The sequence below is a fragment of the Chelativorans sp. AA-79 genome, assembly GCF_029457495.1.
Classification (GTDB): domain Bacteria; phylum Pseudomonadota; class Alphaproteobacteria; order Rhizobiales; family Rhizobiaceae; genus Chelativorans.
Map to the genome: position 1 here is coordinate 2156686 of NZ_CP120361.1, position 21161 is coordinate 2177846.

The 21161-nt window shown below is 64.2% G+C and carries 21 protein-coding genes; 10 read left to right on the top strand and 11 right to left on the bottom strand.

Annotated elements, in window-relative coordinates:
• Positions 1 to 33 precede the first annotated feature (33 nt).
• From PVE73_RS10425 to PVE73_RS10445, 5 genes are all read right to left on the bottom strand, one after another.
• A complete protein-coding gene (locus tag PVE73_RS10425) occupies positions 34 to 894 on the bottom strand; it encodes an ABC transporter permease (RefSeq protein ID WP_277366870.1) in 861 nt (286 codons plus the stop codon).
• Entirely contained in the window at positions 891 to 1829 is a 939-nt protein-coding gene (locus tag PVE73_RS10430; RefSeq protein ID WP_277366871.1) for an ABC transporter permease, read from the bottom strand. The genes PVE73_RS10425 and PVE73_RS10430 overlap by 4 nt, the downstream gene beginning before the upstream one ends.
• Positions 1830 to 2030: 201 nt before the next feature.
• A complete protein-coding gene (locus tag PVE73_RS10435; protein ID WP_277366872.1) occupies positions 2031 to 2816 on the bottom strand; it encodes an ABC transporter ATP-binding protein in 786 nt (261 codons plus the stop codon).
• Between the two features lie 98 nt (positions 2817 to 2914).
• A complete protein-coding gene (locus PVE73_RS10440) occupies positions 2915 to 4165 on the bottom strand; it encodes a Zn-dependent hydrolase (RefSeq protein WP_277366873.1) in 1251 nt (416 codons plus the stop codon).
• Between the two features lie 74 nt (positions 4166 to 4239).
• Positions 4240 to 5568: an aspartate aminotransferase family protein gene (locus PVE73_RS10445; RefSeq protein WP_277366874.1), complete on the bottom strand. Its 1329-nt coding sequence runs from the start codon at positions 5566 to 5568 to the stop codon at positions 4240 to 4242.
• Between the two features lie 230 nt (positions 5569 to 5798).
• Between PVE73_RS10445 and PVE73_RS10450 the strand changes: the two genes are divergently transcribed.
• On the top strand, positions 5799 to 6413 hold the full coding sequence (locus tag PVE73_RS10450) for a TetR family transcriptional regulator C-terminal domain-containing protein (RefSeq protein ID WP_277366875.1): 615 nt from the start codon (positions 5799 to 5801) through the stop codon (positions 6411 to 6413).
• Between the two features lie 188 nt (positions 6414 to 6601).
• Here the strand turns inward: PVE73_RS10450 and PVE73_RS10455 are convergent, their stop codons facing one another.
• Positions 6602 to 7111 carry a TetR/AcrR family transcriptional regulator gene (locus tag PVE73_RS10455; RefSeq protein ID WP_277366876.1) on the bottom strand — a complete coding sequence of 170 codons (510 nt, stop codon included), beginning with the start codon at positions 7109 to 7111 and terminating at the stop codon, positions 6602 to 6604.
• A gap of 126 nt (positions 7112 to 7237) precedes the next feature.
• On the opposite strand from PVE73_RS10455, the gene PVE73_RS10460 reads away from it, so the two are divergent.
• From PVE73_RS10460 to PVE73_RS10475, 4 genes are all read left to right on the top strand, one after another.
• The gene (locus PVE73_RS10460) at positions 7238 to 7930 is read left to right on the top strand and encodes a DUF4336 domain-containing protein (RefSeq protein ID WP_277366877.1); all 693 of its coding nucleotides are present in this window, start codon (positions 7238 to 7240) and stop codon (positions 7928 to 7930) included.
• 303 nt (positions 7931 to 8233) lie between these two features.
• A complete protein-coding gene (locus tag PVE73_RS10465) occupies positions 8234 to 8920 on the top strand; it encodes a glutathione S-transferase family protein (protein ID WP_277366878.1) in 687 nt (228 codons plus the stop codon).
• A complete protein-coding gene (locus PVE73_RS10470) occupies positions 8917 to 9255 on the top strand; it encodes a metalloregulator ArsR/SmtB family transcription factor (RefSeq protein ID WP_277366879.1) in 339 nt (112 codons plus the stop codon). The genes PVE73_RS10465 and PVE73_RS10470 overlap by 4 nt, the downstream gene beginning before the upstream one ends.
• Positions 9255 to 9728 (top strand): SRPBCC domain-containing protein, encoded by a 474-nt coding sequence (locus tag PVE73_RS10475; protein WP_277366880.1) that lies wholly within the window; start codon positions 9255 to 9257, stop codon positions 9726 to 9728. Before PVE73_RS10470 ends, PVE73_RS10475 begins: the two co-directional genes overlap by 1 nt.
• A 70-nt stretch (positions 9729 to 9798) precedes the next feature.
• Here PVE73_RS10475 and PVE73_RS10480 read toward each other — a convergent pair whose 3' ends face one another.
• The 3 genes from PVE73_RS10480 to PVE73_RS10490 all read right to left on the bottom strand — a co-directional run bounded on the left by PVE73_RS10480 (position 9799) and on the right by PVE73_RS10490 (position 13627).
• Positions 9799 to 11448, bottom strand: a complete 1650-nt coding sequence (locus PVE73_RS10480) for a thiamine pyrophosphate-binding protein (RefSeq protein WP_277366881.1) — start codon at positions 11446 to 11448, stop codon at positions 9799 to 9801.
• On the bottom strand, positions 11445 to 12617 hold the full coding sequence (locus PVE73_RS10485; protein ID WP_277366882.1) for a CaiB/BaiF CoA-transferase family protein: 1173 nt from the start codon (positions 12615 to 12617) through the stop codon (positions 11445 to 11447). Before PVE73_RS10485 ends, PVE73_RS10480 begins: the two co-directional genes overlap by 4 nt.
• A gap of 80 nt (positions 12618 to 12697) precedes the next feature.
• Positions 12698 to 13627 (bottom strand): alpha/beta hydrolase, encoded by a 930-nt coding sequence (locus PVE73_RS10490; protein WP_277366883.1) that lies wholly within the window; start codon positions 13625 to 13627, stop codon positions 12698 to 12700.
• Between the two features lie 163 nt (positions 13628 to 13790).
• Here PVE73_RS10490 and ettA point away from each other — a divergent pair, with 163 nt between their 5' ends.
• The 3 genes from ettA to PVE73_RS10505 all read left to right on the top strand — a co-directional run bounded on the left by ettA (position 13791) and on the right by PVE73_RS10505 (position 17332).
• Complete coding sequence (gene ettA, locus PVE73_RS10495; protein ID WP_277366884.1) at positions 13791 to 15440, top strand: energy-dependent translational throttle protein EttA; 1650 nt, start codon at positions 13791 to 13793, stop codon at positions 15438 to 15440.
• 192 nt (positions 15441 to 15632) lie between these two features.
• Entirely contained in the window at positions 15633 to 16010 is a 378-nt protein-coding gene (locus PVE73_RS10500) for a response regulator (protein WP_277366885.1), read from the top strand.
• Between the two features lie 137 nt (positions 16011 to 16147).
• Positions 16148 to 17332 carry a beta-ketoacyl-ACP synthase III gene (locus tag PVE73_RS10505; protein ID WP_277366886.1) on the top strand — a complete coding sequence of 395 codons (1185 nt, stop codon included), beginning with the start codon at positions 16148 to 16150 and terminating at the stop codon, positions 17330 to 17332.
• A 30-nt stretch (positions 17333 to 17362) separates the two neighbouring features.
• On the opposite strand, the gene PVE73_RS10510 is transcribed toward PVE73_RS10505, so the two are convergent.
• Complete coding sequence (locus PVE73_RS10510) at positions 17363 to 17716, bottom strand: DUF2293 domain-containing protein (protein WP_277366887.1); 354 nt, start codon at positions 17714 to 17716, stop codon at positions 17363 to 17365.
• Between the two features lie 127 nt (positions 17717 to 17843).
• Here PVE73_RS10510 and PVE73_RS10515 point away from each other — a divergent pair, with 127 nt between their 5' ends.
• Positions 17844 to 18857 carry a metalloregulator ArsR/SmtB family transcription factor gene (locus PVE73_RS10515; protein ID WP_277366888.1) on the top strand — a complete coding sequence of 338 codons (1014 nt, stop codon included), beginning with the start codon at positions 17844 to 17846 and terminating at the stop codon, positions 18855 to 18857.
• On the top strand, positions 18857 to 19774 hold the full coding sequence (gene metF / locus PVE73_RS10520; RefSeq protein ID WP_277366889.1) for a methylenetetrahydrofolate reductase [NAD(P)H]: 918 nt from the start codon (positions 18857 to 18859) through the stop codon (positions 19772 to 19774). Before PVE73_RS10515 ends, metF begins: the two co-directional genes overlap by 1 nt.
• 367 nt (positions 19775 to 20141) lie before the next feature.
• Here the strand turns inward: metF and PVE73_RS10525 are convergent, their stop codons facing one another.
• Positions 20142 to 21059, bottom strand: coding sequence for a DMT family transporter (locus PVE73_RS10525; RefSeq protein WP_277366890.1), 918 nt, complete (start codon positions 21057 to 21059; stop codon positions 20142 to 20144).
• Positions 21060 to 21161 lie beyond the last annotated feature (102 nt).

The window sequence follows — 21161 nt, forward strand, 5'->3', positions numbered from 1 at the left end:
TTCCCTCTGAGGTTGGTTTCTTGTTGCTCGTGTTCATCCACCGCGGACGGACGGGTGCCAGAAGGTGACGGCCCGTTCGATCAGGGCCACGACACCGTAGAAGAGCGAACCCGCGAGTGCCGCGACCGCGATTTCCGCCCACACCATGTCGATGTTCATGCGTCCGACCTCGGTGGAAATGCGAAAGCCCATGCCGACGATGGGTGTGCCGAAGAACTCCGCCACGATAGCGCCGATCAGCGCCAGGGTGGAGTTGATTTTCAGCGCGTTGAAGATGAAGGGCGCAGCCGCGGGCAGGCGCAGCTTGAAGAGCGTCTGCCAATAGGAGGCGGCATAGGTGCGCATCAGGTCCCGGTCGATCGCGCTCGAAGCATTGAGCCCCTCGACCGTGTTCACCAGCATGGGGAAGAAGGTCATCACCACCACGACGGCGGCCTTCGAGGGCCAGTCGAAGCCGAACCACATGACCATGATGGGCGCGATGCCCACGATCGGCAGCGCCGAGACGAAATTGCCGAGCGGCAAGAGCCCGCGTTTCAGGAAGGGCGAGCGGTCGATGAGGATCGCCGCCACGAACCCCGAGCCGCAGCCGAGCGCGTAGCCGATGAGCACCGCCTTCAGGAATGTCTGGCGGAAATCGGCCCAGAGCGTGGGAAGGGATCCGACAATGCGTGCCCAGATCATGGAGGGCGGCGGGAGCAGCACCGTGGGCACATCGAGTCCGCGCACCAGGCCCTCCCAGACGGCGAGCAGGGTCACGCCGAAAATGGCGGGCACCAGAAGGCCCACAGCCCGGCGGCCGAGCTTCGTGCGCGGGCTGAGCCGCGACAGCCATTCATTGAGCGCCCAGGCGCCCGCCCAGAAAACCAGCGCGCCCGTGACCGCGACGTTCATGGACGCGCCCCCATGCGGGCCATGACCAGCCGCTGAGCGATGCCGATGGCGGCGACGAGAATAGCGGCAAGGGCGGCAGCCATGAAGAGCGCGGACCAGATCTGCACGGTCTGGCCGTAATAGGAGCCGGCGAGCAGCCGTGCACCGAGACCCGCGACCGCGCCCGTGGGCAACTCGCCCACGATGGCCCCCACGAGGCTGATGGCGACGGCCACCTTCATGGAAGTGAAGAGGAAGGGCAGGGCGGACGGCCAGCGCAGCTTCCAGAAGGTCTGCGGGCCGCTCGCATTGTAGGTGCGCATCAGGTCGAGCTGGATCGCTTCGGGGCTGCGGAAGCCCTTCACCATGCCGACGACCACCGGAAAAAAGGAAAGGTATGTGGAGATCAGCGCCTTGGGCAGGAGGCCGGAAAGGCCGATCGCGTTGAGCACGACGATGATCATCGGCGCCACGGCGAGAATGGGGATCGTCTGGCTGGCGATCACCCACGGCATCACGGATTTGTCCATGGCGCGGTTATGCACGATGCCTATGGCCAGGAGCACGCCGAGCGTGGTGCCGATCGCGAAGCCGAGCAATGTCGAGGAGAGTGTGATCCAGGCGTGTTTCAAAAGGCTGCGGTTGGAGGTCGGGCGGACCTCCACCACCGTCTTCCAGAGTTCGGCCACCACCTGATGCGGCGCGGGCAGCACCGGCCGGTCCTGGGCCATGGTGTCGCGCACCAGATCCGCCGCCGTCCACTGCGTGCCGGCGCGCTCATAGGCGTCGATCTGCCAGGGCGCGTTCAGATAGACCGTGAAGCCGTACCAGACCGCCACGATGGCAGCCACGACGATCAGCACAGGCAGGGTGTTGCCCTGCGTGAGCTTGCGCAGCGCCGCACCGGTCGCGGCGGAGGCGGAGCCCGGCGCGGCTATGCGCGCGGAGGCGGTCATCCATGCCTCCGACAGGACGGTAGAGGGGTTGCTGCACCCCCCTCTGGGCTGCCGGGCATCTCCCTCTCAAGGGGGGCGATTACGCCTTCATCAAGGCCTCGCCTTATTCGGAAACCCAGCAGAGGCGCTGACATCGAAGCGACTGATCTCCCCCCTTGAGGGGGAGATGCCCGGCAGGGCAGAGCGTATGTGGCGCCACGATCAATCATCTCCATGCCCCGCCCTCAGGCCCTCGCGGACGCGATGGGCGATCTCCAGGAATTCCGGCGTGTCGCGGATGTCGAGCGGGCGCTCCTTCGGCAAAGTGGATTCGATCACATCCGTCACGCGACCCGGGCGGGGCGACATGACCACGATGCGTGTCGAGAGATAGACCGCCTCGGGAATCGAGTGCGTGACGAAGCAGATCGTCTTGTTCGTGCGCGCCCATAGCTCCAGCAACTGCTCGTTCAAATGATCGCGCACGATTTCGTCCAGCGCGCCGAAGGGCTCGTCCATCAGGAGAAGGTCGGCGTCGAAGGAAAGCGCGCGGGCGATCGAGGCGCGCTGCTGCATGCCGCCCGAAAGCTGCCAGGGGAACTTGCGCTCGAAGCCGGCGAGGTTGACGAGGTCGAGCGTCCGCGCCACGCGCTCCTTCTGCTCGCCGGCGGAGTAGCCCATGATCTCCAGCGGCAGGGCGACGTTCTTCTCGATGGTGCGCCAGGGAAAGAGCCCCGCGGCCTGGAACACATAGCCATAGGTGCGCGCCTTGCGTGCTTCCTGCGGCGAAAGCCCGCCGACGCGAATTTCGCCCGCCGTCGGCTGCTCCAGATCCGCGATGACGCGCAGGAAGGTCGTCTTGCCGCAGCCGGACGGGCCGATGAAGGAGACGAACTCGCCGCGGCCGACGGTGAGATCCACATTGGACAGGGCCTGGACCGGCCCGTCGCCGGTCTCGAAGATGAGGCTCAGGTTGCGGGCCTCGACGATGTTCTGCGTTGGGTGCACGCACGTTCCCCGAATTTGTTGTTCTTGTGCGTCTGAAGATCAAGGCTTTATGCCGGGATCGGTTCTCCTCGTCCACTCGTTGTCGGCTGCGCCGCAGCCTATTCCACGATTTCCGCCGTCTCCACCACGGCATGGAACAGCACGTCGGCGCCCGCCTGCGCCCATTCCCTGGTGATCTCCTCCGCCTCGTTGTGCGAGAGGCCGTCGACGCAAGGACACATGACCATCGCCGTGGGTGCGACGCGGTTGATCCAGCAGGCGTCGTGCCCCGCGCCGGAAACGATGTTGCGGTGCGTGTAGCCCAGCCGCTCGGCCGCGTCGCGGATCGCCTTCACGCAGGTCTCGTCGAAGGTGACCGGGTCGAAATGGCCGACCTGCTCCACCTCGCAATCGACGTCCATCGCCTCGCAGATGGTCTGAATGCCCTCGCGGATCCGCGCGTCCATCGCATCCAGCACCTTCTTGTCCGGCGAGCGGATGTCGATGGTGAAGACCGTCCTGCCGGGGATGATGTTGCGCGAATTCGGGTAGACTTCCATGTGGCCGACGGCGCCCACCGCATGGGGCTGGTAGTCCATCGCCACCTCGTGCACGAGCTCGATCACGCGGGCCATGCCGAGGCCGGCATTGCGCCGCTTTGGCATGGGCGTGGAGCCGGTATGGCTCTCCTTGCCGTGAATGGTCACCTGCAGCCATTTCAGCCCCTGGCCGTGGGTGACGACGCCGATATCGACGCCCTCGTCCTCGAGGATCGGGCCCTGCTCGATATGCAGTTCGAAGAAGGCCTTCATCTTGCGCTCGCCGACCGGCTCCTCGCCTTTCCAGCCGATGCGCGCCAGCTCGTCGCCGAAGCGCTTTCCTTCCCGGTCCGTCCGGTCGTAGGCCCATTCCAGCTCGTGCACCCCGGCGAAGACGCCGGAGGCGAGCATGGCCGGCGCGAAGCGCGTGCCCTCCTCGTTGGTCCAGTTGGTGACGACGATCGGGTGCTTCGTCCTGATGCCGAGATCGTTCAGCGTGCGCACGACCTCCAGCCCACCGAGCACGCCCAGCACGCCGTCATAGCGGCCGCCCGTCGGTTGGGTGTCGAGATGGGAGCCGACATAGACGGGCAGGGCGTCGGGATCGGTTCCCGGACGCAGCGCGAACATGGTGCCCATGGCGTCGACCGAGACGGTCATGCCCGCCTCCTCGCACCATTTCTTGAAGAGATGACGGCCTTCGCCGTCCTCGTCCGTCAGCGTCTGGCGGTTGTTGCCGCCCGCCACGCCGGGCCCGATCTCCGCCATCTCGTGAATGGACTCCCACAATCGGTCCGCATTGATTCTCAGGTTTTCGCCGGGTGCTGCCATCTGTTCCCCTTGTGGTCTTCTTATGGCTCGGTGCGAAAAAGGCCGGCCCCGAGGGGCCGGCCTTCCTTGATGTGTCAATCGATCGTGTTCAGCACATCCCGCAGGTGGTCGACAATCTCGTCGATCTGCCCCTTGGTGATGATGAGCGGCGGCGAGAGCGCGATGATGTCGCCCGTGGTGCGCATGAGCAGGCCCTTCTCGAACGCGTTCAGGAAGGCGGAGAAGGCGCGCTTGGTGGGCTGGCCGGGGATAGGCTCCAGCTCGATTGCGCCGACGAGACCGATATTGCGGATGTCGATCACGTGCGGCGCATCCTTGAGCGAGTGCAGCGCGTCTTCCCAATGTTGCCCGATCTCCTCGCCGCGCGTGAGGAGACCTTCCTCCCTGTAGGTCTCCAGCGTGGCGATGCCGGCCGCACAGGCGATCGGGTTGCCCGAATAGGTGTAGCCGTGGAAGAACTCGATCATGTGCTCGGGGCCGTTCATGAAGGCGTCGTGGATATCCTTCTTCACGAACACCGCGCCCATGGGGATCACGCCGTTGGTGACGCCCTTGGCCGTCGTCATGATATCCGGCACCACGCCGAAATAGTCAGCGGCAAACGGCGTGCCCAGGCGGCCGAATCCGGTGATCACCTCGTCGAAGATCAACAGGATGCCGTGCTTGTCGCAGATCTCGCGCAGCCGCTTGAGATACCCCTTCGGCGGGATCAGCACGCCCGCCGAGCCCGCCACCGGCTCGACGATCACGGCGGCGATGGTGGAGGCGTCGTGGAGGGCGACGATCCGCTCCAACTCGTTGGCAAGCTCCACCCCGTGCTCCGGCTCGCCGCGGGAGAAGGCGTTCCTGTCGAGCATATGCGTGTGCGGCAGATGGTCGACGCCCGCAAGCAGCGTGCCGAACATTTTTCTGTTGTTGACGATGCCGCCCACGGAAATGCCGCCGAAATTCACACCGTGATAGCCCCGCTCGCGGCCGATGAGGCGCGTGCGGGCGCCGTCGCCCTTCGCGCGGTGATAGGCGAGCGCGATCTTCAGCGCCGTCTCCACCGATTCAGAGCCCGAATTGGTGAAGAAGACGTGGTCCATGCCCGCAGGCGCGACATCGACCAGACGGCTTGCGAATTCGAAAGCGAGGGGATGGCCCATCTGGAAGGCCGGCGCATAGTCGAGCTCGCCGGCCTGATGGCGGATGGCCTCGGTGATCTGCGGCCGGCAGTGGCCGGCATTCACGCACCACAGCCCGGCGGTGCCGTCGAGCAGCTTGCGGCCGTCGTCGGTCGTGTATTGCATGTCCTTCGCCGAGACGAGCATGCGCGGCGCCTGCTTGAACTGCCGGTTCGCCGTGAAAGGCATCCAGAATGCACTGAGATCGTTCGGCCTCTTATTGGCTCGCTCGAGCATCACCAAGCCTCCTTCTTTCCTTTGTTGTCCCGGTCAAGCTTGGTACTCCGCCCCGAATATGATACTCAATTTTTGACCGTTTGGACAAACGTTAACATCGCGATTGGGGTGGTCAAGGGCATTGTAGGGATTTGCGCTTGCGCCCGCGCGCACCAGTCCGTCAGATACGCTGGGCCAGTCTGGAGGGCGGGGGGACGTGGGAAGAAGAGTGCCCGAGGGCGGACGACGAGATGGATGAAATCGCGAGGCCGCGGCGCACGCGCATTCAGCGCGAGAAACGCGAACTGATCCTCGAAGCGGCGCTCGAGGTGTTCTCGCAGCACGGCTTCCGCGGCTCGACCATCGACCAGATCGCGGAGGCCGCCGGCATGTCGAAGCCGAACCTGCTCTATTATTTCAGGGGCAAGGAGGCGATGTTCGTCACGCTGATCGACCGGCTCATGGAGGCGTGGCTGGCGCCGCTGCGCGAGATGGATGCGGACGGCGACCCGGTCCGGGAAATAAGATCTTATATAAGACGTAAGATGGAAATGGCGCGCGACTTCCCGCGCGAAAGCCGGCTCTTCGCCAACGAGATCCTGCAGGGCGCCCCCCGCATCATGCCGCTGCTCGAAGGAGAGCTGAAGGATCTCGTCGACGAGAAGGCGAAGATCATCAAGGAATGGATGCGGCAGGGCCGGCTGAAGAAGGGCGACCCTCACCACCTCATCTTCGCCATCTGGGCCACCACCCAGCACTATGCCGATTTCGACGTGCAGGTGCGCGCCGTGCTAGGGCCGGACCGGGGCGGGGAAGGGCGGTTCGAGGACGCGGCGCGGTTTCTGGAGGGGCTGTTCCTGGGGTGAGGAGCTTTGGTCTGCGCGTCCGCTGTGGGGTGGTTTCCGGACCGGCAACTTTGGGCTGGCAACATTATCATGCGGCCTTTCGATGCCGTAGCAAATTAGGAGATAGGACTGATTTTGGCGACGGGGTTCGCAGTCAAAGAACTGGGCCCGACGGGCGGCCGATCTTGGCAGATGCGCGACAACGCGGCTTACCGCGATGAACGCTCGCCAATGCCTTCAACAACGATACGGATAAGGCGTCTGATTTCGTCCTCTGTGAAGTGCCGTCCGGCGAGGATCGAAAGCATCGCCTGCCCGTAAACTCCAAGTAGAATCAGCGCCATGAAATTGGGGTCATCATCCTTGCGAATGACACCCTGCCTCTGGCCGAGCACCAGAATGTCCCTGACAAGTCGCTGGAATGACGGTCGGTCGGAAGGTGGCTCAAGGGATGGTCTTTCGGCCGGGGCGAGGGCCAGCTTTGCAAGCGAGGGATTCGCCAGACACCAACACGCGCTGTCGAGAAAGACGCCTTCAAGCAAAGGAAATACGTCTTCTCCGGCCTTCATTCGGTCGCGGTAGGGCGCGTCATTGGCTTCCACGCGGGCTATGAGCTGCGAGGCGATTTCGTATTTCGAGGCGAACAGGTTGTAGACCGTCTTGCGGGTCAGCCCCGCCCGGTTCGCGATTTCCTCAACGGAGGTAGCAGCAAACCCCATCTCCCGAAACGCCGCGTCGGCAGCATTGAGGATGAGGACTCGGGATCGTTCAGTTCGCTTTGGGATTGCCATATTTACACGATGGTATAAATTTACACACATGTAAACATTAATGGAGTGACCGTCGTGTTGAAAGAGTTTGGACCGAATATCTGGATTGCGGAGGGGCCAACGGTCACCGCGGCGGCCGGATTTCACTATCCCACGCGCATGGCCGTCATCAGGTTGACCAATGGCGATGTAGTTGTTTGGTCGCCAACGGCCCTTACGGACGATTTGCGCAGCGAGGTGGAGACGTTGGGCGCGGTGCGCTATCTAATCCCTCCCAACTCCCTCCACCACGCATTTCTTGGCGAATGGCAGCGGGCATATCCTGACGCCAAGATCTATGCGCCGCCCGGCCTGCGGGAGAAGCGCAAGGACATCAGATTTGATGGCGATATTAGCGATGGTCCTATCGCAGCATGGGCGGGAGAGATCGACCTGGCGATCATGTGGGGCAATCGGATCACAACGGAGGTTGTCTTCTTTCACCGTGAGAGCGGAACCGCGATCTTCACCGATCTGATTCAGCAGTTTCCGCGCGGATGGTTCAGGGGCTGGCGGGCGCTCGTTGCCCGGCTAGACCTGATGGTGGCGTCCGAACCTTCGGTGCCTCGAAAGTTTCGGGTCGCATTCACCGACCGACGCGCCGCGCGCGAATCTCTCCAGCGTATTCTGACGTGGCCCACGGACAAGGTGGTTATAGCCCACGGCCCGCTGATCTCCAATGACGGGCAAGCGTTCCTGCGCCGGGCGTTTCGCTGGCTGGCTGACTAGCTACCAATAGATTCCGCCACCTGCCGCGAATTCCCTAACCTGCAACACGCTCAATTTGTTGCTCTATGTCCGCTTTTGATGCAGCTACCAAGCCCGCGATCGGCCGCAAGGGGGTCGACACTTGCCTGGCAGGAACGGGGTGGAAAGCGGCTGGCAGGCTTTAGCACGAATCGAGAAAAGCAGTCGTCGCATTGCGGCTATGCAAAAGTCGACCAGATAAGTTTCCTGAATCGGAAACTGTTATTGACTCGCCTGAAGCAGTGATCTATTAGTTTCCACAATTGGAAACTAATAGGCGCAGCAATGGCTCTCACACTCTACCTCCACCCCCTCGCTTCTTTCTGTCATAAGGTCCTTATCGGCCTCTATGAGAACGGCACGGCGTTTGAACCCAGTTTCGTCGACTTTTCGAATCCCAGGTCCGCTGCCGCTCATATCGAGCGCTGGCCGGTGGGCAAGGTTCCGGTTCTGCATGACAGCGCCCGCAATAGAGTGGTCGCCGAAACCAGCATCATGATAGAGTATCTGCAGCAGCACTATCCCGGTCCGGTCCAGTTGATCCCGCGCGAGCCCGAGGAGCAGCTCGATGTGCGCCTTTGGGATCGCTTTTTCGATCTCTATGTCAGTGTGCCCATGCAGAAGATCGTGGGTGACCGCATTCGTCCCGAAGGCGCCACCGACCCCTACGGCGTTGCGGAAGCACATGCGACATTGGAGACGGCCTATGACATGATCGAGAGGCAGCTCGATGGACGCAGCTGGGTCACAGGGGAGACTTTTACCATGGCAGATTGTTCGGCGCTGCCAGCGCTATTCTTCGGGTCCATCGTTCATCCGCTTGGCGAAGGCAGGCCGCAGTCTAGAGACTATTTCGAGCGCCTGCTGGGGCGGCCATCGGTGCAGCGCGTGCTCGCCGAGGCGCAGCCTTGCTTCAAGTTTTTTCCGTATCGCGACGCCATGCCGCCACGCTTTCTGGAGCCTGTGACATGACCAGAACGGAACCCGTCGATCTTTATTTCCAGGCCATGGCGGACCCTTACCGGCGTGGCTTCGTCGAGCGGCTCTCCAAGGGCCCCGCCTCGGTGAAGGAGTTGGCGGCCCCGGCAGACGTTCAGCTGCCGGCCGTGCTCAAGCACCTTCGTGTGCTCGAGGAGGGGGGCATCATCGTGAGCGAAAAAGTTGGCCGCGTGCGCACCTATCGCATTCGGCCCGATGCCTTCAATGCCGTGAACACCTGGATAGAGCAGCGCCAGCACGACATGAATGCCGCCTTCGACAGGTTGGCGGCCGCTATGGCCGAAGTGCCCGAAGAGAAGGATCACTGATGGGTACCAATGTCGACCACCGCAGCTTCGTCATCGAACGTGAGTTGCCGGGCAGCCCTGCGCACGCCTTTCGCTTCTGGTCGGACCACCAGCTCAAGCGCCGCTGGAACAGCTGCCATCCGGACTGGACGGTCATCCAGGATCGCTTCGACTTCCGCGTCGATGGCCATGAGAGCATGGTCTGGCGAATGCCAGACGGCACCGAGCAGGCTCTGCTGGCGCACTTCCTCGAAGTTCACCCCCGCCAACGCATCGTCTATGCCTACACAATGCGGACCGACGGCGCCCCCATTTCGTCCTCGCTCGTCACTGTCGAGTTCGAAGGCCGGGACGGCAAAACCGCGATGACATTTACCGAACAAGCTGTCTTCGCAAACCCGGCTGACGGAGATGTCCGGGAGAACGGCACGGGCATCGGCTTTTCCAGACTCGAGGAAGTGATGATGAATTTCGTGGAAGACACAGGCCGGTAGGACAGTCGGCTTTCAAGAGATCATCGGCTCGCGTCAAATGTCCAGAATGCGGCGATAGCTACCGCCAGGCCTACCGCCCCTCCCTGATCTCCGTCAGCGTCCTCGTCGGGGTGATCGCTTCCGGGTCGAGCTTCACCTCGATGATGGCCGGCTTGCCGCTTTCCCGCGCGCGCTCGAAGGCCGGGGCGAAGTCCTCGGTCTTCTCCACCGTCTCCCCGTGCCCGCCATAGGCGCGGGCCAAGGCGGCGAAGTCGGGGTTTCTCAGGTCCGTGCTAGAGACGCGGCCGGGATATTCGCGCTCCTGGTGCATGCGGATGGTGCCGTAGGTGCCGTTGTTGACGACGATCACGATGACGGGCAGGCCGTATTGCACGGCGGTGGCGAATTCCTGCCCGTTCATGAGGAAGCAGCCGTCGCCGGCGAAGGCCACGACGAGACGGTCGGGGAAGAGGTCCTTCGCCGCCACCGCGGCCGGCGTGCCGTATCCCATGGAGCCCGAGGTGGGAGCTCCTTGCGTGGCATAGCGGCGGAAGCGGTGGAAGCGGTGGATCCAGGTGGCGTAGTTGCCCGCGCCATTGGTCAGGATCGCATCTTCCGGCAGCACGCTTTCGAGATGGGTCCAGATCGGCCCCATCTGCACCGGGCCGGGGCCGGTGGCGGGCGGCGTCGACCAGGCGCGATAGGCGCCGTGCAGCCGCGTCGTCTCGTCCGCCCAGTCGGGCGTGGCGCCGGGATCGAGCTCCGCGAAGGCCGTGGCGAAGCTTGCCGGCGTGGCGTTGATGGCGAGCGTCGGGCGATAGACGCGGCCGAGTTCGTCCGGGTCGGGGTGTACATGCACCAGCTTCTGGTCGGGGTAGGGGCTCTTCAGAAGCGTGTAGTCTGAAGACGGAATCTCCCCAAAACGTCCGCCGACGAGCAGCACGAGATCGGCGGTCTTGACCGCCTCCGCAAGCTTCGGGTTTGGGCCGATGCCGATGTCCCCCGCATAGCAGGGATGGAGGTGGTCGAAGAGCATCTGGCGGCGGAAGGAGACGCCGACCGGAAGCGCCCAACGCTCCGCCGCCTTCTGGAAGGCCGAGACGGAGGCTTCGTCCCAGCGCGTGCCACCGAGGATGACGAAGGGGCGCATGGCCGTGTCCAGAAGCTCTCGCAGCTTCTGCATCTCGTGATGGCCGGGCCGGGTCTCCACGGGCGTATAGGGCAGGGCGGCGGGCGCGTCCGCCTCGCTCGTCAGCATATCCTCCGGAAGAGAGATCACGACCGGGCCTGGCCGGCCGGAAGTCGCAACCGCGAAGGCCCGCGTGACGATCTCCGGGATGCGCGCCGGGTCGTCGATTTCCGTCGCCCACTTGGCCATCGGGCCGTAGAAGGCGCGGTAGTCCACCTCCTGGAAGGCCTCGCGCTCGCGGGCGTGGCTTGCCACCTGGCCGATGAAGAGGATCATCGGCACGGAATCCTGGCGGGCGATGTGGACGCCCGCCGAGGCATTGGTGGCGCCGGGGCCGCGCGTGACGAAGCAGATGCCCGGGCGGCCCGTGAGCCTGCCGTGGCAGTCAGCCATCATGGCAGCACCCCCTTCCTGCCGGCAGACGATGGTGCGGATCTCTGAATCGTGGAGGGTGTCGAGCACGGCGAGATAGCTTTCACCGGGCACGCAATAGAGCCGGTCGACACCGTTGGCCTCCAAGGCCTCGACGATGAGCTGTCCGCCGGTCTTCATTCGGCCTCTCCCAATTCCTGCAATATCTCTTCCGTATGCTCGCCCAGCCGCGGGCTCGGGCGCGAATAGGCGAGCGGCGTTTCGGATAGAACCATAGGTGAACGCACGGAGGGAAGCACGTTGCCTTGCCCGTCCTTCAGGTCGAGCCGCATGCCACGGGCGATCGTCTGCGGGTCCGCGAACATGTCGGCGATGGTGTTGATCGGGCTTGCGGGCACGCCCGCTTCCTCCAGCTTTGCAAGGAGCTTGTCGCGAGCGAAGGTCTTCAGCCGCGGCGCGATCTCCTCGCGCAGCCTGATGCGGTTGGCGACGCGGGCGGCATTGGTGGCGAAGTCCGGGCTTGCGGACAGGTCCTCACGCCCGATCACGGCACAGAAGCGCTTGAACTGCCCGTCGTTCCCGACCGCCAGGATGAAATGCCCGTCTTCCACCTCGAACACCTCATAGGGGCAGATATTGGGGTGGGCGTTGCCCATGCGGCCGGGCGCGACGCCCGAGACCAGGAAATTCAGATTCTGATTGGCGAGCACGGCGATCTGCGTGTCGAAGAGCGCCATGTCGATGAACTGGCCTTCGCCGGTCTTGTCCGCGTGGCGGAGTGCGGCCTGGATGGCGATCACCGAGTAGAGGCCGGTGAAGATATCGGTGACGGCCACCCCCACCTTCTGCGGCTCGCCGTCGGCGGGGCCGGTGATCGACATCAGGCCGGACATGCCCTGGATGATGAAGTCATAGCCCGCGCGCGGCGCGTAGGGGCCGTCCTGGCCGAAGCCGGTGATCGAGCAATAGACGAGGCGCGGATTGACCGCCGTCAGGCTCTCGTAGTCGAGTCCGTATTTTTTCAGGCCGCCGAGCTTGAAATTCTCGATCAGCACGTCGGCCGAGGCGATCAGTTTCAGGAGGACAGCACGGTCCTTCTCCCGGCTGAAATCGAGCGCAACGGAGCGCTTTCCGCGGTTGCAGGCGTGGAAATAGGCGGCCGAGAGGTTGTCGCCGTCCGCACCCGTGACGAACGGAGGTCCCCATTCGCGCGTGTCGTCGCCGCCGTCGGGGTTTTCCACCTTGATCACGTCGGCGCCGAGATCGGCGAGCATCTGCCCCGCCCAGGGGCCGGCCAGGATGCGTGCGAGCTCGACGACGCGAATGCCTTTGAGCGGCGGTTCTGCCATGGACCGGTGTGCCCTTCCCTCGAATATACGGTGCTGCCTAGCAGATGCCGGCATGCCGCGCCACACGGCACGAATGATCCTCAGCGGAGCGCTTTGCTGGCCCAGGTCACGAAATCGCGCATGATCTCGCTTCTGTTCACCTCGTTGAGAGATTCGTGTCGGGTTTCGGGATAAATCCTTGTTTCCAGATTCGAAATGCGCAGTCGTCGTAGGCGCATTTCAAGCTTCCTGAGCGCGATCCCGCCCGCGGTGGCGGGATCGGCACCGCCACCGACGAGCTGGATCGGCAAGGTGGCGGGAATGGCCGCGAGCGCGCGATCGTCCGTGTCCATCAGGTTGAAATCGAATATCTCCCGCCACATGCCCACCGTGGCGTCCCAGCCGCAGAGCGGGTCGGCGATGTAGCTTTCCACCTCCTCCCGGTCGCGCGACAGCCAGTCGAAAGGCGTGCGCGCATCCGGAACCGCCTTCGCCCAGGCGCGGAAGGTGAGCAGCGGCATCAGGCGCGAAGGCACGTCGGAGCCGAGCCGGAAGCGCTCCCACGCAAGGAGCGCCCTGGCCGCGCGGGCTTCGGTCCTCGTGGCGAGCGGCATGTTCCAGAGGGCGGCGGCCCGGAGGCGGTCCGGATGGCGCGCAAGGAAGGCGAGCGCGATCATGGCGCCCATGGAGTGGCCGAAGAGGATCACCGGCAGGCCCGGGTGCTCCGCCGTGATGTGGTCATGGATGGCGAGCACATCGGCCAGCACATTCTTCGCCGCGGGCTCCGGCCCGAAGGAGCCGAACGCCGCGCCTGGGGCCGTGGTGTGCCCGTGGCCGCGGTGGTCGTGGGCGTAGGCGTGAAATCCGTGCCCAGCGAGAAAGCGGGCGAAGCGGGCATAGCGCCCGGCGTGCTCGGCCAGGCCGTGATTGATCTGCACAATGCCGCGCGGCGCATCCTGCGTGTGCTCCGCATAAAGGCGGAGCGTCGCGCCGGTCGGCGTCCTCAGTGTCGTCCCGATCTCGAATGCCACGTTGCCCCCTGGGCATGTTTGGCCTACATACGCGGCGAAAAAAGCGAATAGGGAGTAGCGAATAGCGAGTAGGGGAAATACGCGGTTCCGGACGCCCGCCTGATCCCTATTCGCTACTCCCTATTCGCTCTCACCCCCAACACCACGGAGCAGTCCCGCCCCCATGGCACGCCAATTCATCTACCACATGGCCGGCCTCGGCAAGGTCTACGGAGCCAAGAAGGTTCTCGAGAACGTTCACCTGTCCTTCTATCCGGATGCCAAGATCGGCATTCTCGGCCCCAACGGCGCCGGCAAGTCCACCGTGCTTCGCATCATGGCCGGTCTGGACAAGGAGTTCACCGGCGAGGCCTGGCTCGCCGAAGGCGCCACCGTCGGCTACCTCCCACAGGAGCCGCAACTCGACCCGGCGCTCGACGTCATGGGCAATGTTATGGAGGGCGTGGCCGCCAAGAAGGCCATTCTCGACCGCTACAACGAGCTCATGATGAACTACTCGGACGAGACGGCAGACGAAGCGGCGAAGCTGCAGGACCAGATCGACAGCCAGAACCTCTGGGACCTCGATTCCCAGGTTGAGATGGCCATGGAGGCGCTGCGCTGCCCGCCACCCGATGCGGACGTGACGAAGCTTTCAGGCGGCGAGAAGCGCCGCGTGGCGCTGTGCCAGCTCCTGCTGCGCCAGCCCGACCTGCTTCTCCTCGACGAGCCCACCAACCATCTCGACGCCGAGACGACCGCCTGGCTTGAAAAGCACCTGCGCGAATATCCGGGCGCGGTGATGATCATCACCCACGACCGCTACTTCCTCGACAACGTCACCGGCTGGATCCTGGAGCTCGATCGCGGGCGCGGCATTCCCTATGAAGGCAACTACACCGCCTATCTGGAAAAGAAGGCCAAGCGCATGGAGCAGGAGGGCCGCGAAGAGGCCGCGCGCCTCAAGGCGCTCTCGCGCGAGCGCGAATGGATCGCGGCAAGCCCCAAGGCCAGACAGGCCAAGTCGAAGGCCCGTATCCGCGCCTATGACGAACTGGTGACGGCTGCGAACGACCGCCGCCCCGGAGAGGCGCAGATCATCATCCCGGCCGGAGAGCGGCTGGGCCAGGTGGTGATCGAGGCCGAAGGGCTCACCAAGGGCTACGGCGATCGGCTTCTCATCGACGATCTGAGCTTCATGCTTCCCCCCGGCGGCATCGTCGGCGTGATCGGTCCCAACGGCGCGGGCAAGACGACGCTCTTTCGCATGCTCACCGGCCAGGAGGAGCCCGACGGCGGGTCGATCCGCATCGGCGACACGGTGAAGCTCGGCTATGTCGACCAGAGCCGCGACACGCTCGATCCCAACAAGAGCGTGTGGGAGGAGATCTCCGGCGGCAACGACGTCATCAAGCTCGGCCGGCACGAGGTGAATTCCCGCGCCTACTGCTCCTCCTTCAATTTCAAGGGCGGCGACCAGCAGCAGAAGGTCGGCACGCTTTCGGGCGGCCAGCGCAACCGCGTGCATCTCGCCAAGCTGCTCAAGGACGGCGGCAACGTGATCCTGCTCGACGAGCCCACCAACGACCTCGACACCGAGACGCTGGCGGCGCTGGAGGATGCGCTGGAGGCTTTCCCGGGCTGCGCCGTCATCATCTCCCACGACCGCATGTTCCTCGACCGGCTGGCCACCCACATCCTGGCCTTCGAGGGCGACAGCCATGTCGAATGGTTCGAAGGCAATTTCGAGGAATATGAGGCGGACAAGGTGCGCCGGCTGGGGCCGGACAGCGTCAATCCGAAGCGTGTCACCTATAAACCGCTGACGCGCTAGCCGACGGGAGCAGGGGAGCGTCGGTATTCGGCAGAGAGCGCAGGAAACCAAAAGGCGTTCTCCGCGTTTGATGAAACATGAGCGGGGACCATGTCCATGATTCAACTCCTGCACCGGTCAGAGACATGGTCCCCTGCCGCTATGCGCCTTGCCGCGACTCCTGCCCCCTTTTCCCCCGGGTAACCTGAAACAATGTCTTCCGATCCGAACAATTTCGATGGGCTGCGCATCTTCATTGTGGAGGACGAGGCGCTGGTGGCGATGAACCTGGAGATGATCCTCGAGGATCTCGGCTGCTTGATCGTCGGCCCAGCGATGCGGTTCGACCGGGCCGAGGCGATGATCGGCGGCGAGCTTGCCGCCGACGTCGCGATCCTCGACGTCAATGTCGGTGGGCGACAGGTCTTCCCGCTCGCCCACCGCCTCGAAGGCCGGATGCCCATCATCTTCGCGACCGGCTACGACCAGACGGGAATTCCGGCCGAATGGCACGGGCGCCCCATGCTGCAGAAGCCTTACACCTCGGAGGATGTGGCGCGCGCGCTCACACGGGTGCTGGACGGGCGTTAGGGGATAAGTAAGCCTGGCGTGCCGCAAAGCCGGCAAATATAGCTTATCCGCATTCCCTTCCTCTGCCGAACATAGTATCGGAGGGAGGATGGAGCCATAGTGGCTCCGGCTCGCATGCGCAACAAGGCAGATCGATGATGCTACGCCGGATAGGTGAGCGCGGCGCAGAGGACTTCGCGCCGGCCCGGTCACGGGAGCTGTCCGACCGCATCTGCCTCGCGGGTCTCGGCGTGGAAATCCCGGAAGCCTCGATTTCCAACGAGGAACTGGTCGACGCGTTCAATCGCTGGGTCGGGGCCGAGAACATGGGCCGCGCCGAGCGCGGAGAGGAGCCGCTGCCCGGCTCGAGCGCGGATTTCATCGTGCATGCGTCCGGCATCCGTCGGCGTCACGTCTATGAGCGGGAGGGCATCCTCGATCCGGCCCGCATGGCCCCCGTCATACCCGCGCGCGGCGATGGCGAGCTCTCGGTGATGGCCGAGTTCGGGCTCAAGGCCGCCCGCAAGGCGCTGGCGCATGCCAAGGCTTCGCCGCGCGATATCGATCTCGTCATCTGCTCGGCCGCCCATCACCAGCGGCCCTATCCGGCGATCGCCATCGAGATCCAGCAGGCGCTGGGGGCGGAAGGGGCCGCTTTCGACATGGGGCTCGGCTGCTCCTCGGCGCTCGCGGGACTGCATATGGCCGCCAATCTCGTGCGTGCGGGAGCGCACCGCCGCATCCTCGTGGTCACGCCGGAGCTGATCACCGCCCACCTGAATTTCCGCGACCGGCAGACGCATTTCATCTTCGGCGACGCGGCGGTGGCCTTCGTCGTGGAGGCGATGGATCAGGGCAGTCACTATCCCGGCCGCTTCGAGGTCGTCGACACCCGCCTCTGGACGCAGTTCTCCAGCAATATCCGCACCAATTTCGGCTTCATGAGCCGCCTTGCCCAGGAAGACCCCTACAATCTCGCGATGGAGGGGCAACTCATCAAGCAGATCGGCAACAAGGTCTTCAAGGAGGTCACGGTCGCCGGCCATCAGTTCATCGTCGAGTTCCTGGCCGAGTACGGCCACACGCCGCACACCATGCGCCGGTTCTGGCTGCACCAGGCCAATGCCCGCATGAATGCGATGATCCTCAAGCTCGCCTTCGGGGAGGAGGTGGGGCAGGACCGTGCGCCGACCGTGCTGGAGCGGCTCGGCAACACGGCCGCCGCGGGCGCCGTCATCGCGCTCGCCGAAAACCACGAGGACATGGAGCCCGGCCAGTTCGGCCTGCTCTGCGCCTTCGGCGCGGGTTATTCCATCGGCGGCGCGCTGCTGAGGATGATGTGACGGCCAGGCCATCGCGGCCGGGCCGAACAATCAATCAGGCGGCCCGCCATCGATCGTGCCGGCGGTGAATTCGCCCTCGTCCTCGTCAGGGTCCAGCAGGCGCGTTGCGCGCCAGTGCGTCAGCACGTCGTTGATCTGGTCGACCACGAAAAAACGCGCCGCATCCCGATCGTAACCCTCGGCCAAAAGCTGGTCGTAATCGCTGTGGACGTGGCGAACATGTGCGACCGTCGCAAGCCACACCGTCACCGAAGCGGGCAGTGAGCGCAGCTTGCGGTCATTGGCAAGCGTCCGGATTGCCTCCGTGTCGGAATAGGGCGCTTGCGGCAGCAGCGCCGTGAGCGCCTTGTCTACGGCGCGCCTGCGTGTGGTTGGTGCTTTCACGGCTCACCTTTCCTGCCGATGCGTCGAGTGAAGGGTGGTTAGTTACCAGCACCGCCTTTCGCAAGCCACTTGCCAAATGGCTTCTATCGATATAAACATATCTTTATATCTTTCTGGAGTGAGGCGCATGCTGACACGGGCGAGAATCCGGCTCGACGTGATGGTCGACATCCTGAAGGCGGCGGCGGAGCCGAGCCGGCTGCGCATTCTCGTGCTGCTTTCCTATGCCGACCTCACCGTCTCCGATCTCACGGAGATCCTCAACCAGTCGCAGCCGCGCGTCTCCCGCCATCTGAAGCTCCTGCTCGATGCGGATCTCATCGCCCGCTATCAGGAGGGCTCCTGGGCCTTCTTCCGTCTTTCCGATACGGAAGCGGCGCGGGAATTCATCGATGGGGTGGTGGCGCGCATCGACCGCACAGACCCCGTCACCGACCGCGATCTCGAGCGCCTCGAGGGCATCAAGCGCCGGCGGCAGGAGAGGGCGGCGGAGTATTTCTCCAAGAACGCCGCGAGCTGGGACCAGATCCGGTCGCTTCACGTGCCGGATGCTGCCGTGGAGGCCGGCCTGAAGGCGCTCGTCGGGGATCGGCCCTTCCAGTCTATGGTCGATCTCGGCACCGGTACCGGCCGGCTCCTGGAGCTCTTCTCCCCACTCTACCGCCGCGGCGTCGGCGTCGACCTTTCGCGGGACATGCTCGCGGTGGCGCGCGCCAATCTGGAGCGGGCAGAGATCGCCAGCGCGCAGGTGCGCCAGGGCGATATCTATGCGCCGCCCGTCGAGCGGGACGCGCACGACCTCGTGACCATCCATCAGGTCCTGCATTATCTCGAGGATCCGGCCGCCGCGATCCGCGAGGCCGCGCGTCTGCTCAGGCCTGGCGGTCGGCTGGTCATCGCCGATTTCGCGCCGCACGGGCATGAGTTCCTGCGCGAGGAGCATGCGCATCTGCGTCTCGGCTTCGCCGACCGGCAGATCGCCGAATGGCTGGCCGAAGCCGAACTCGATCTGGAAGAGACGCGCAGCTTCGCGCCCGAGGCCGAGGCGGGCGAGGGGCTGACCGTGAAGCTGTGGCTTGCGCGCGACCGGCGGGTCGCCGTCGCGGCCGAAGAGAATTCCGCACGCAGGGAGATGGCGTGATGACGAACTACCGATTCGCGCGGCGGCCCGATGCGGGCGGCAAGATCCGCGTTTCCTTCGAATTCTTTCCGCCCAAGACCGACGAAATGGCGGGGAAGCTGTGGGAGACGGTGGAGCGGCTCGTTCCGCTCAAGCCCGACTTTGTCTCGGTCACCTACGGCGCCGGAGGCTCGACGCGCGAGCGCACGTCGCAGACGGTGCGGCGCATCCTGCGCGAGACGGATCTCACCCCGGCGGCGCATCTCACCTGCGTGGATGCCGACCGCGAGGAGGTGGATGCCGTCATCTCCGAATTCGCGGCCATGGGCGTGAAGCGCTTCGTGGCCCTGCGCGGCGATCCGGTGGAAGGGGCCGGCGCGGCCTATATGCCCCATCCCAACGGCTATACGAACGGCGCGGAGCTCGTCGGCGCGCTTGCCCGCCACGGCGATTTCGATATTTCCGTCTCGGCCTATCCGGAGAAGCATCCCGAAAGCCCGGACTTCGCAACCGACATCGAGATGCTGAAGCGCAAGGTGGACAACGGCGCCACGCGAGCCATCACGCAGTTCTTCTTCGATAACGACGTCTACGAGCGCTATGTGGAGCGGGTGCGGCGCGCGGGCATTTACGTGCCCATCGTGCCCGGCATCCTGCCGATTCACAGCTTCACCCAGATGGTGCGCTTCGCCGGCCGTTGCGGCACGCATGTGCCGGCCTGGCTCGCCGAGCGCTTCGAGGGCCTCGAAGCCGATCCCGTCACGCATCAGCTCGTGGCGGCGGCGGTGGCTGCCGAACAGGTGCTCGATCTCGTCGAGCGGGGCGTCAACGATTTCCATTTCTATACGATGAATCGGGCAGATCTCTCCTTCGCGATCTGCCATCTGATCGGCATCCGCCCCGTGGAACGGACACAGGCCCGGCGGGCTGCCGCCTGAATGAGAAAGGCCGAGTTTTCACCCGGCCTTCCTGTTTGTTCAGCTTTGGCTCTTCGTGGCTTTAAAGCTGCTTACGGCAGGACCCCCATGATGAGCGCACCGACGAATGCGAAAGCCGCACAAATCACGAGCGCGTTGAGTGGCCGTGTCAGTCCCATAAGCAAAGCCTCCTCTGCTGACTGGAGGACCGGATTCTAGAAATTAATAATCCGTTGCCAAGAGGATTATTTGTTGCAGTGCAGCAAATATGTGAAATAAGATTCCAAGCCTGCCGCCTTTGCGCTTGATTTCCCAGCGGAAAGCGGCCGGTTTCACAATATATTTACGACGGTGATCTTGCGTCCGTCCTTAATGAAGGTGAACGGCTTCAGCGACGCCTGAACACGCGGCCGTCAATGATGGCGAGGCCGGTGCCGATCAGGAAGATTCCAGCGATCTCAAAGGCTTCCAGCCGCTCGCCGAGAAAGGCTGTGCCGAGCAGGATGGCGCTTACGGGCACGATCAGCGTCACAAGCGAGGCATTGGTGGCGCCGGCCGAGGCGATGATGCGGAAATAGATGATATAGGCGAAAGACGTGGCGAGTACGGCAAGCGCAAGGACGGCCGCCCAGACATGGGCGCTTGCCGAAAACAGGCCGGCGGGCCCGTGCAGGAGAAGCACCAGCGGGACCATGATGACGGAAGAAGCCGTGAGCTGGCCGGTTGCCACCACCGGCGGCGGGATGTCGCGGAAGCGGCGGGCGAAGATGAAGGCGAAGGCGTAGGAGAGGGCGGTGCCCACCAGGGCGAATTTGGCCCAGATCGGTCCGCCCAGCCCGGTCAGAAGCCCCGGGCCGATCATCACCGCCGTGCCGGCGATGCCGCAGAGGATGCCTGTGACCTTCGCGCGCGAGAGCTTCTCGTCCGCCGTCAGCATGTTGGCGAGGATCGCCGTCCAGAAGGGCGTCGTCGCGTTCAGGACGGAGGCGAGCCCCGCGCCGAGCTCGGTCTGCCCCAGGAACATCAGCGAGAAGGGGATCACGTTGTTGAGGATCGCCAGGATAAAGAAGCTGCCCGCCATCGGAAAGGCGAGGCTGAAGCCCGGTCCCCGGAACGCCAGCCAAAGCTGAAGCACCAGGGCGGCGATCACCACCCGGAACATCACCAGGTTGAAGGGCGGTATCTCCGCCACGGCGATGCGGGCGAAGAAGAAGGAGCCGCCCCAGATGGCGCCGAGCAGGACGATGAGCGCCCAATCCCGCATCGAGATCTGCCGGGCCTGGACGGTGCTTGCGCTGACGGCCATGAAACGCTCCTGTCGGCCTTCCTTAACATCGCTTGCCGGATGCGCCACCCGTTTCGTGCTCCTGGCACAAAGCGCGAGTTTTTCTGGCGGAACGCGCGGCGG